The sequence below is a fragment of the Candidatus Hydrogenedentota bacterium genome, from assembly GCA_016791475.1.
Classification (GTDB): domain Bacteria; phylum Hydrogenedentota; class Hydrogenedentia; order Hydrogenedentales; family JAEUWI01; genus JAEUWI01.
In genome coordinates this window covers 165,568-176,528 of the sequence record JAEUWI010000008.1, presented here as the reverse complement: position 1 = coordinate 176,528, position 10,961 = coordinate 165,568, and the positions used below count along the sequence as shown (strand labels likewise).

At 61.6% G+C, this 10,961-nt stretch carries 10 protein-coding genes; 1 reads left to right on the top strand and 9 read right to left on the bottom strand.

Translation table 11 applies throughout. The features are described 5' to 3' along the window. Nucleotides 1-56: 56 nt before the first annotated feature. The 9 genes from JNK74_06530 to JNK74_06490 all read right to left on the bottom strand — a co-directional run bounded on the left by JNK74_06530 (nt 57) and on the right by JNK74_06490 (nt 10,348). Nucleotides 57-1,283 (bottom strand): MFS transporter, encoded by a 1,227-nt coding sequence (locus JNK74_06530; GenBank protein ID MBL7645832.1) that lies wholly within the window; start codon nt 1,281-1,283, stop codon nt 57-59. A 148-nt stretch (nt 1,284-1,431) separates the two neighbouring features. After that, a complete protein-coding gene (locus tag JNK74_06525; protein MBL7645831.1) occupies nt 1,432-2,325 on the bottom strand; it encodes an ABC transporter permease in 894 nt (297 codons plus the stop codon). Further along, nucleotides 2,322-3,239, bottom strand: a complete 918-nt coding sequence (locus JNK74_06520) for an ABC transporter ATP-binding protein (protein MBL7645830.1) — start codon at nt 3,237-3,239, stop codon at nt 2,322-2,324. The genes JNK74_06525 and JNK74_06520 overlap by 4 nt, the downstream gene beginning before the upstream one ends. Beyond that, nucleotides 3,236-4,111 (bottom strand): ABC transporter permease subunit, encoded by an 876-nt coding sequence (locus JNK74_06515; GenBank protein MBL7645829.1) that lies wholly within the window; start codon nt 4,109-4,111, stop codon nt 3,236-3,238. The genes JNK74_06520 and JNK74_06515 overlap by 4 nt, the downstream gene beginning before the upstream one ends. Next, on the bottom strand, nt 4,112-5,053 hold the full coding sequence (locus tag JNK74_06510) for an ABC transporter ATP-binding protein (protein MBL7645828.1): 942 nt from the start codon (nt 5,051-5,053) through the stop codon (nt 4,112-4,114). A 219-nt stretch (nt 5,054-5,272) separates the two neighbouring features. After that, nucleotides 5,273-8,257: a carboxypeptidase regulatory-like domain-containing protein gene (locus JNK74_06505; protein MBL7645827.1), complete on the bottom strand. Its 2,985-nt coding sequence runs from the start codon at nt 8,255-8,257 to the stop codon at nt 5,273-5,275. A gap of 114 nt (nt 8,258-8,371) precedes the next feature. Then, nucleotides 8,372-8,839: a hypothetical protein gene (locus JNK74_06500; GenBank protein ID MBL7645826.1), complete on the bottom strand. Its 468-nt coding sequence runs from the start codon at nt 8,837-8,839 to the stop codon at nt 8,372-8,374. Then, nucleotides 8,832-9,437: an RNA polymerase sigma factor gene (locus JNK74_06495; protein ID MBL7645825.1), complete on the bottom strand. Its 606-nt coding sequence runs from the start codon at nt 9,435-9,437 to the stop codon at nt 8,832-8,834. Before JNK74_06495 ends, JNK74_06500 begins: the two co-directional genes overlap by 8 nt. Next, a complete protein-coding gene (locus JNK74_06490) occupies nt 9,434-10,348 on the bottom strand; it encodes a DUF4097 family beta strand repeat protein (protein ID MBL7645824.1) in 915 nt (304 codons plus the stop codon). Before JNK74_06490 ends, JNK74_06495 begins: the two co-directional genes overlap by 4 nt. A 162-nt stretch (nt 10,349-10,510) precedes the next feature. Between JNK74_06490 and JNK74_06485 the strand changes: the two genes are divergently transcribed. After that, the gene (locus JNK74_06485) at nt 10,511-10,930 is read left to right on the top strand and encodes a hypothetical protein (GenBank protein MBL7645823.1); all 420 of its coding nucleotides are present in this window, start codon (nt 10,511-10,513) and stop codon (nt 10,928-10,930) included. Nucleotides 10,931-10,961: the final 31 nt, after the last annotated feature.

Below are 10,961 nucleotides of genomic sequence, written 5' to 3'. Positions count from 1 at the left end.
TCAACTGTCAACTGTCAACTGTCAACTGTCAACTGTCAACTGTCAACTGTCAACTGTCAACTGTCAACTGTCAACTGCTTCCGGCCTTGCACAATAAGGTAATACTGGAGCGCCAGACCCAGAGCGATGACCACGGGCATATAGATGAAGGGCGCGCTGAGGCCGTGGCGCTCGGCGAGGTAGCCGAAGGCGAGAGGGCCGACAAAGCTGCCAAAGCCGACAAAGAATTCGTTGATGGAGGAGCGCTGTCGGCGGAGGGCGAAGTTGGCCATACTGTAGTAGCTGCTGGAGAAGAAGGCGGCGCCGCTGAAGGCCCCGATGACCATAAAGGCGAGGCTCATGGCGGCGAGACTGTAGGTATAGCCCAGCACCCAGAATGCGGCGGCGGAGGCCACCTGCAGCCCCGCCAGATAGCGGAAGCGGTGCTGCCAGTGCCGTGTGTGGCCCATAAGGGCGAATACGGCCGCGCTCATGGCGGCAAGTAGAAAAGCGATGGTGGCGTAGATGCTCGCCGGATTCCGGGTCAGGAAGTCCGGGGGAACCGCCTCGGCGAAGAGGCGCAGCGTCCCTTCGTCCACCAGGGTGTCCACCCGTTTGGTGAAGATGAGCCGGGTCACGGCGACCAGCGCCCAGGACATGCCATTGGCAATCCACGCGCTTTTCAGTATCTGTTCGCTGCGCAGGGCATGATCGCCCCACTCCGGTTCGTGCTCGTCGGCCAGGGTCGTGTAGTAGTCTTCTTCCTGAGGCACGCTCCACAGCAGGAGGAAGCAGGCCACGCCCAGCATTGCTGAGGCCGCAAAGGGGGCCAGCGGAGCGGTGTCGTAGAGGAAGCCACCGACCAGCGGTCCGATAGCGAGTCCGCCGCTCCAGGAGACATTGAATCGACTCATGCTACGGGCGCGGGCGTCGGGATCGGGATCGGCGCCCAGCCAGCCGTGGAGGCTGGGCCATACGATGGACATGCCGATGATGGAAAGGACACTGGCCGCGCCGAATCCCCAGATGCCCGGCAGGAGGACTGCGGCGGCGGAACCGACGCAGAAATAGCAGGAGCCGATGGCCGCGATCCGCATGCTGTGCTTGTTTCGGTTCATCCAGACGCTGAGGGCCATGCAAGTTATCGCGTAGAGCATGGACTGGAGGCCCCCGATGTAACCGGGTGTCGCCACGTCACCATTCAGGTGCTTGTAGATGTAGAACGGCATGGCCGTCAGAACGACCATGAGTGCGCCGTCGAGCAGAAAGGCGGCCAGGCAGATGCGGAAATGGTACTTATCCATGCGGGGTCTCGCGGAAGGGTCGGAGGGAGAACTGCGCGAGATTATAGCGCACGGGGACGGTAACTTTGTAGGCTTCAGGACGGATACGACGAATAGGACCGATAAAATAGGTAAAATCCGTCGTATCGGTCCTATTCGTCCAATTCCCTCACGACCCCGCCGCGCGGTCGGTGGCGTATTCTCGGATGCGCGTCACGATAATGGCGATGCCCAGCAGAGTGGCGGTGATGCAGAGCAGCACGAGCGCGGCTTTGGGCGCGGCGACGAGGAACTCCTTCTTGGTGATTTCCGTCAGCACTTCCTGGGCTTTGGCGGTCTTGGCCACCATGGTGGTGGGCAGCAGGGCATTGGTATATTTCATAATGGTCATGAAATCGATGATGCCGGGCACGACCATGGCCAGGCGCTGCCAGCCGTACAGCACGAGCACGCCGATGATGATGGGACGGCGGGTCAGGGCGCCCAGGAGCAGAGCGAGGGCTCCGTTGGCCATGAGGGCCATGACCATGGCGAATTCATGGGTTGCGAGCCGCCAAATTCCATCACGATTGAAGGACAACTCGGCCAGGGCCGTGGACGCGGCGAAGGTCAGGAACATGGAGGCGCCCAGAATAAGGGAGGTGACGCCCATGTAAGCGGTGAAACGGCCGAGCACCCAGGCGGAGCGGGGCATGGGCCGGGTCAGCATGAGGGGGATGGTGCGGCTTTCCACGTCTTCGCCAACGATCATGGTGGCGAAAAAGAGGGCTAGCAAAGGTGCCAGGACGTTGATGTGGGCTTCCTTCGCCATCTTGGTAAATACATCGAAACCCGATTCCGCGAACTGGGCGGTGGAGAGCAGCGCCATGGCCAGCGGGATCACCACGGGCAGCATGGAGATGACAACGGCCAGGATCAGGCGCTGTCGGCGGAGCATCAGCATGAGGCTGTGGCCGAAGGAAGCGCGGAAGCAGAAGCTGTAGTGGGCCAGCGCCCCTGATGCCCCGATAGGCCTGGGGAGGATGCTGGTCTTAATTGTGGCGTGGGCGGCTTGTTCCATCATTTCACCAGATATTCGAAAACGGCCTGGAGGCTGTCGTCGGCGCATTGAATGCGGACAACCCCGATTTCGGGCGAGAGGGCGGCATTGTTCAGGCGTTCATAGCACCCGTTGGGATCTTTGGTCTTGATGACCAGGCGTTCGCCCTCGAAATCGAGGTGAAGCACGGCCGGGTCATCGACAAAGCGCGCGGCCAGGAGGCGCGGCGCGGTGCAGTCCACGTGAATAGTGTGGGGATGCTTGTCGATGAGGGAGCGAATCTCCCGCACCTTTCCATGGGCCATGAGGCTGCCCTGAAAGAGAAGGACCACATTGTCGGTCACGCGCTCGACTTCATAGAGGATATGGCTGGAGACGACCACGGAGTAGCCGTTGTCACCCAGTTCCCGGATGAGGGCGAACATCTCCTCGCGCCCCTGGGGGTCGAGGCCCGCCATGGGCTCGTCCAGAAAGAGGAGGTCGGGATCGGTCGCCAGCGCCTGGGCAATCTTGATGCGCTGGCGCATGCCCTTGCTGTATTCCTCGATGGGATCGTCCATTCGATCGGTCATGCGTACCCGTTCGCAGGCCTGTTCGGCGGCTTTCTGGGCGTTCTTCGCGCTCATGCCCCAGTAGCGGCTGAGCCAGTAGACGTATTCGTAGCCCGTCATGTTGTCGTAGAAGGTGTCGGTCTCCGGGCAATAGCCGATGCGCCGCAGGACCGCGAGATTATTTTTCGGAGGCTGGCCAAAGACGGTCACGCTGCCGCGGGAGGGGCGATACAGTCCGAGGGCGAGTTTGATAAAGGTGCTCTTGCCCGCGCCGTTGGCCCCGAGGAGGCCGGTGACGCCCGTGGTGATTTCGAGGTTGAGATCGTTGAGGGCCATCACCTCGCCGAACCATTTGGAGACGCCTTGCGCGTGGATGATGGTACTCACAGGGCGCACTCCGCGCGGCGCACGCGCCGGAAGATAATCCCCGCGCACGCGAGGGATACCAGAATGATATAGAGCATGGACCAGCCCCAGTGAAGGGCAAAAATCAGATGCTGCTGGTTAAAAATGGCCTGTCCAACCCGGTTGAGCGCCAGGGGAAAAGAGAGGACGAGGTAGTTCTCATCCCGCAGGAAGGCGGCGAGCAAGCCACCGAGAACACCATTGGCGACGATGACCATAAAGACCGCAATGGCCGCGTAGTTCTGGCTTTGAAGCAGGGCGGAGCAGGCCAGCACACCGAGGGCGCAAGGCACGACGAGCACCAGGGAAAATCCGGTGACTTCGAGGGGCCACCAAAAGGTTTCGGTGAACGTCTCCCAACTTGGGGCCAGCATGTTGTGCAGGACGACCAGCGACACGCCCGGCAGCGCGGTGAAGGCCAGGCCGATCAGGATGAGGCTGAGCACCTTACCCAGGGCGTAGTCCCGCCAGGTGATGGGTTTTGAGAAATAGACTTCCATGAGATTGTTGCGGAAATCGTTACAGATCATGCCGGAACCCGCGTAAAGGCAGGTCAGCAGGACCAGCGGGGCCTGGAAACGGAGGAAATCGAAGAAACTCTCCTCCTTCACCACGATGAACTGGGCCTGCTGCAACATGGCGGCCGCGGGATGGTTCGGGTCCTGCATGATGATGTCGTAGGACACAACCTGGAGGAGGCGTATGAGAAAGTGGAGGAATGCGCAGAGGCACAGAAACATGAAGATCTTGGTCTTGGCCAGGATACGCAGTTCCTGCTCCACGATGAGGGCCCACCGGGCGTGGCGCCTGAATTCGCCGTCGTAGTGACGGTAAGTGCGGGTATACACGGGCATCTAGGCGGCGTCCTTGTCGGTCGGCGCGGGCGCGCTCATGGCTTTCATGAAAACTTCCGCCAGGCTGCTCTTGGCGGGCTCGATGCGGCGGATCTGCGTGCTCGCCTCCTGCGCCGCCAGGAAGAGCACTTCGTTACCGTGGCCCTCGGGCACCTGGAGGAGCATCAGGTCGTCCTTATGGCGGATGCACTGGCCGCCCCGCTTTCCCAGAGCTTCCAGAAAGCTCTCCATGCCGCCGTTTACCTGCACCTCGTACTGGTTCTCCCGGGGCGCGGTCAATTCTTTGATGGTCCCGTCTTCCACGATGCGGCCATGTTGCACCATGATGACCCGCTCGCACACATGCTGCACGTCGGGCATGAGATGGGAGGAGAGCACTACGGTGACCTTGCGGTTCCGGCCGATATCCGCAATCAGATCCAGCATCTCCTGCCGTCCCTCGGGATCGAGGCCGTTGGTGGGTTCGTCCAGCAGGAGGAGTCGCGGATCGTGGATGAGGGCCTGGGCCAGTTTTACACGCTGGAGCATTCCGGTCGAGTAGGTCTCCATCTTGCGATAGCGGTTTTCCCCCAGGCCCACATAATTCAACACTTCATGGGTCCGCTCCATGGCGTCCACGCGGATCATGCCAAAGAGCCGGCCCACGTAGGTCAGGAAGGAGACCGCGCTGACTTTGGGGCTGACCACCTCGCGCTCGGGCATGTAGCCCAGCTCCTGTCGCACCCGCAGCGCGCTCTGGGGCATTTCGTGGCCCAGGATCTTGACCGAGCCGGCCGAGGCGCGATTGAAGCCCAGGAGGGTCTTCATCAGCGTGCTCTTACCCGCGCCATTGGGGCCCAGAAGGCCCACGGCCACGCCCTCTTCGATGGCGCAGGTCACGCCATTGAGGGCCTGGAAATCACCGTAGCGAACTTCCAGGTTTTCGATTTCTATCAGTGCCATGGTTTCCCCCGCGGTTGGGATGGTCAAAGGGTCTTATGGGTCTTATGGGTCTTATGGGTCTTATGGGTCTTATGGGTCTTATGGGTCTTATGGGTCTTATGGGTCTTATCGCCTGGGTTCATATTGACCCATAGGACCTATACGACCTATAAGACCCATTCCACTGCGGTGTGAGACGCCATTACCGAATTTTTCGAGAAATGTTTCGTCAATTGACTATCACTCAATAAATATCATCACATCAATCTCCGGTTCTTCACCCGTCACCTCCACGTCCTGGGTGCCTCGCCACCGGTAGGTGCCGTCCTGGGCCAGACTGTAGTAGTCCACACGCCACGATCCAATGGTGACATCGGGGATGGAAATCGTCCCGCCGATGACGGTGTAGTGATCGCCGGGAATCATACCCGCGTCGAGGCCCGTGCCTACGGCCGGGATGACGGTGGCCGGATTGAGGACCACGCGGCCGCCGAAGTTATCAAAGTTCGCGGGCAGTGTGGCGCCGGTGGATCCGCTCGCCACCGTGACGTTCACGGTGATGCCATTGAATTCACCGAAGTTGTGGAAGGTGGCCGAACCGCTGAAGATCGTCACCGGGTAACCTTGACCGTTCAGCGCATCCAGGCTGAGCCCCGCGGCGGGATTGTTCACAAAGGCCTGCCAGGTGCCCGCCGGAATATTCCGGACTTCGTAAGCCCCGTTCGCCGTGGAGGTGCCCGTGTAGGGCTGGCCATCGGCCACCACCGTAACAATGCGTCCTTCCACCGGTTTGCCCTGCTCGAATACAAAGCCTTCCAGTGAGCCGCCGGGTCCCATGATAATTTCCACGCCGCTCTGGGTGCCCTGGGCCTCCAGCACGATGGACGGGCTCATGGCCTGGGGATAGGAGGGGTGGCGGGCCACGGCGTAATAGGTGCCTTCGCCGAGACGCTCAAAAGTGAAAGCGCCGTCTTCGCCGACCTGCATGCTGTTCGTGCCGCCGCCGTCCTGGGCGAACGACGTGAGCGCCTGTGAGGCGGTGGACGCCTCAATGAGCGAGACCGTGGCGCCCTGGGGGCTCTGTCCGTCGGTGATCAGTACATTGCCTTCGATCGTGCCGCCGTCGGCATCGAGGATCAGGTCGATATTCTCCAGAACTTCGCCCGGTTGCAGGGTGATCTGCTTCCGCGCAGGGGCCAGGGGGGAGGCGCTGCCCTCCAGCAGCCACGTTCCCGAGGAAAGGGTCAGCTCATACGCGCCCGTCGTGTCGTTGAAACTCTCGCTCTTGTCGCCCGATTCCGCATTTTCCAGGAAAGAGAGGAACCCGTTGCTGTCGTCGGCCTCGAGGGTGTCGCTCTGGACCAGACTCGCGCTCACGGTATAGCCGTTCTCCGGGGCGGCATTGGTGGACTTCACGAGCACGCGCCCGCGCACGTAGGACGCGGCCTCCAGGACGACATCGTTCTGCTTGTCGAGGAGCACCTTGCTCACGGTCTTGCGCGCGAAGCCCTCCATATCGACTTTGAGCACATAGGTGCCGATTTCCACCCCGTCAAAATTGAAGTCGCCGCCGGGTCCGCTTTCGGTTTCTCGTTCCACGCCGCTGAGGCTTTCGGTGCCCAGACCCGAGAGGGCGACTTTGGCTCCCGAGAGGCCGTTGCCCGTGGAATCGGTGACCGTTCCGAAAACTCTATAGTTGCCGGCTTCGATGGAATCAATCACCACGCGGACATTCTTTACTTCGTGGTAGCCGTTTGAGTAGAGCGGGGTGCCGTTCAGGGTGTGCTTGTAGCCTTCCTTGTGCGCCATGACCTGATAGTTGCCCGCCGGAAGCTCTTTCAGCTCGAAATAACCTTCCTCGTCGCTGCGGCCGTCCCGGGCCACCTGGGGCTTGTCCATGGGGCTCATGAGCTGCGTGTAGCTCGGAAAACACGCGATCTGCGCGTCGGGCACGGGCTTGCCCCTGCCGTCCACGACCTGCCCGTAGACGTTGGAGCCCGTGAACATCGTGATGTCCACCCGGACTTCCTTTTCGCGCGGAGTGAGGACAAAGGCGTCCGCCAGTTGGGGCGCCGTGTCTTCCGCAGTGGCGTAAACGCGCCACTCCTCGTTCAGCGGCACCCCCGTCAATTCGTAATAGCCGTCTTCCTTGCTGGAATTGTCGTTGAGCGGCGGCGCCCGTTTCACCATGGCGGTCAGGGCCTGGGACAGGACACTGTCCGAAGTGCAGAGCACCACATCGGCCGCCACCGGTTTTTCATCGGGCGTGGTGACGTAGCCCCAGACCACCCCGCCTTTGTCGAGCTTGAAGTCGATGCCGCGAACGGCCTGGTCCGCCGAAGCGATGGAGGTGCGCTTGAAGGGGAGCACTTTGGTGACACGGTAGACGGTGTTTTCGATCTCGGCGACCACGCTGTAGTCGCCGGGGGACAAGCCGCCGACGGTGTAGTTGCCCTCTTCATCGGTGGTGGCTTCGTTCCGGTACTTGTCGGTTTCCTCGGTCGAGTACACCGTGATGCCGGGAATTCCCTTGTTGTCGAAGCTGTCCGTGATCCGGCCCGAAATGGTGGCGCCACTCTCCAGCTTCACGTCAATCTTCCATTCTGGACGGCTCTCGCCCACGAATTCCTTGTCCACCGTCGTCCGGAGGTGGCTTCTCGGCACGACCGTGATCTTGTACTCGCCCTCGTGCTCAATGGGAAGCTGGTACCGCCCCGCCGCGTCCGTACGGGCCGAAGCGTCCGCCCAGAGCCGCTGTTTCTCATCGATGACTGCGTCGATGTCTTCGCTGCGCTTTTCCTCAATGGCGATCCGGTCTTTCTCCCGGTAGGCGCTTTCCTCCGCCTCGGTGGGAACCCGGCTCGCGATGACACCCACATCGCGGACCGGCTCGCCGGTCTTTCCATCGGTCACGGTGCCCGAAATCGAATACAGGGCCTCCTCGACGCTCTCGACGGGTGTTTCCGAGTTGGACGCCGCGACGGCTTCCACGGCCCCGCCCTGTTTCGCAATTTCTTCCCGGTCACGTTCAAAGCGGCGCAGACGGAGGTCATCGTGCTGACGGCCTTCCGGGCGGGGCTCATAGCTCAGGGTGGAGACCGGGGGCGCGTCTTCCTTTTGAGGGGTGAGAAAAATAGCCATCACCACCACGACCCCGAGCAGAAAGAGGATCATCAATACGGATTGGAGGGTGGAAAAACTGCCTTTGCCCCGGCGATGCTTCATGAACGGACTGCCTTTCTTGCTGAAAATACGCCCACCCATGGGGCGGAAGCGCCAGACCTCGTACCGGGAGCCCGGCGCTCAAACGGGACCCTGGCAACGTCGCGAACCCCATGCTCAGGGGGTCTGAAAGGGACCTGGCGCCACGGGCTTGCGCGACTCCCGCCCATGGACGGCGTCAATCCACCGAAGCGGCATCAGGCCGGCCCAGACCGTGGCGCCGCCCAGGCCCAGCACCAGCGCCAGCGCGAAGGCCTCCAGGTAATAGGGCCAGGACAGGGCAAAGGTGGCCGCGTAGGAGTCCAACAGGCCCTGTCCGCCGGAAATGCCATGTTTCAGGAGCACATCAAACTTTGTAAACAGCACGAGCGCCGCCAGCGTCGCAATGATACTGACGGAAGCCGCGAAGCCGGACAAGAGGGCATTCCGGAATCGGGCCAGTTCCCGCTGCTGCAGCGCGGCCAACTGGATCCGTTCGCAAACCCTGGCGTGCAGATCCCGCGGCACGGGGAGGACGACATCCTCCGCGAGGGCGGCCTCGATCAGCGCGTCCAGCTCCGCATCGCTCGGCAGCCGTTCAACCATTGTTGAAGAGCTCCTTCTCCACGATCCGGCGCAGTTGCTTGCGGGCACGGAACATCCACGTCTTCAGGGTGCCCATGGGTATGTCCAGGGCCTCCGCGATCTCGTCGTAAGAAATACCCTTCAGGTAATAAAGTGTCACAATCTCCGCATAGCGATCAGACAACTTGGTAACGCATCGGCGGATGTGTTCCGGGAGGTCCCGACCGTCGGAGGGGTGGAGCGCGGCCGTGTTGTAGTGCACCGGCTTCAGTTCCACTTCACCCCGACGCTTGCGTCGGCCCAGCTCGGTGAGGCACACGCTGCAGGTGACGCGGTACAGCCACGTGCTGAAACTGCTGTCGCCCCGGAAACCGGCCAGCAAGCGGAAGGCTTTGATAAAGGCTTCCTGGGCCATATCCTCCGCAAGGGCGGGATCGCGCATGAAGCGATAGGCCAGGTTATAGGTCATCTGTTGATGGCGCCGCACCAGCTCCGAGAAGGCCTCGGTATGCCCCTGCTTGGTCAGCTCCACGAGTTCCAGATCGCTGGTCTCCACGCCGTCCGTATCTGCGGTGCCTGCGTACTGCGCCGGAATCGCCAGTCGGGCTGCTGGTATCATGGTTCGCTCCTCGCGATGTTGATGTCGCCATTTCGGGAATAGAGGGTGGCGCGGGTCCGGCCAATGCCCTGGGTGCCGATGATCTTCCGGCGCCGGGGGTAGCCCTCCGCGTACTCCAGCGGCAGCGTTGCGTTCACTGTGCCGCTGTCCGTGGTGGCTTCCAGTGCCAATTCGCAGGATTCCACCGCGCAAAGTGTAATGCCTCCATTCAGGGACGTCAAGTCGCACGAGGTCGTTTCTCCGTCGGAAAGATCCACCTTCACCGTGCCATTGGTGGTCTCCGCCCGCAGGCGCCCACCGCGCATGCGGGCGTAAATGTTGCCATTAATGGTCTTAAGCTCGGTCTCGCCGGGAGCGTTCTCCACTTTGATTCGACCATTGTTGGTCTCCGCCCGGACCGCGGCACCGGGGCTGACAATCCTGATATCGGTGTTGTTTCCGGTGATGTAAATGGCGCCACAACCCTCGCGGACGAGTACGTTGCCGTTCACGCCCTCGACGGAGAGGTTGGTTCCGCGTGGAACCGTAAGTACGTAGTCCGTGCGTAGATCGAGCGGCTCCGGGCGCTGGCCGGACTCCGTCTGGATCCGGATGCCACCCCCATCTTTCACGCCCGTGACCATCGTATCCATGTACGCCACCGCCTCGTCCCGGAGTCGGTCCCGACCGTAGGCGCGAATTTCCGCCTGAACGAGAAACTGGGGCGCGTTGTGGGTAAAGACTTCCACCGAGCCGTCGCTGTGGGCCAGACGCAGGAAATTGCCCCCCTCAAAGTGGAGGGAGCGGCTGGCCTGGGCCAGGGGCGGGCTGGCCTCGCGGGGCAGCACATCACACAGCAGCCCCATGGTGAAGGCGTGGACGCCCACGGCGATGCCGAGGGCGGTGACGATACTGCGTTGAAACGTATTCATATTGGCCGGACTCGTGTGAATGTTTGGACCGGCGCGTGCGCCGAAGGGTTTCCCGGCGTTACAATGGCCCGCGCCCGTCGGGCGGATTGTCGAAACCCTTGTGGCCGGGGCCGCTGTCCAAGTAGTGGGGGCCAACGACAGGAATAAACGGGAGCGAATTCTTTGGAAACCTTCTTCATACTTGCCCCCTTGCTCGTGGGTATTATAGCACTCGGGTATGTCATCGCCGCGAATCTGCTTCGCGTGTGGCTCAAGCACCGTCTGAAATTGGCGCTGCTCGAAAAACTTCAACACGATCCGTCGCACGGGGAGACACTGGAAGAATTACAGGCGCTGCTGGACGAGAGCGCTTCGACAACCGGCGGATCTGTCCGTGTCGATTATCGGATACTCGGCGTTACGCTGGCCGCCCTCGGCTTGCTGAGCCTGCTTGCAGCCTGGCTTTTCGGCGAACCGGAGTGGATGACCGGCCTTTACTTCGGTGGGGTGATCTGTCTGGCGGCAGGGTTTATCCTCGCCTTGCTCGGGCTGGTGGTCCGGTATGTGGAAAGGATCGTGGCGGAGCCGCTGCATAAGATGTGAGAACGGGCGGCATCGCCCTCGATTCCGGGAG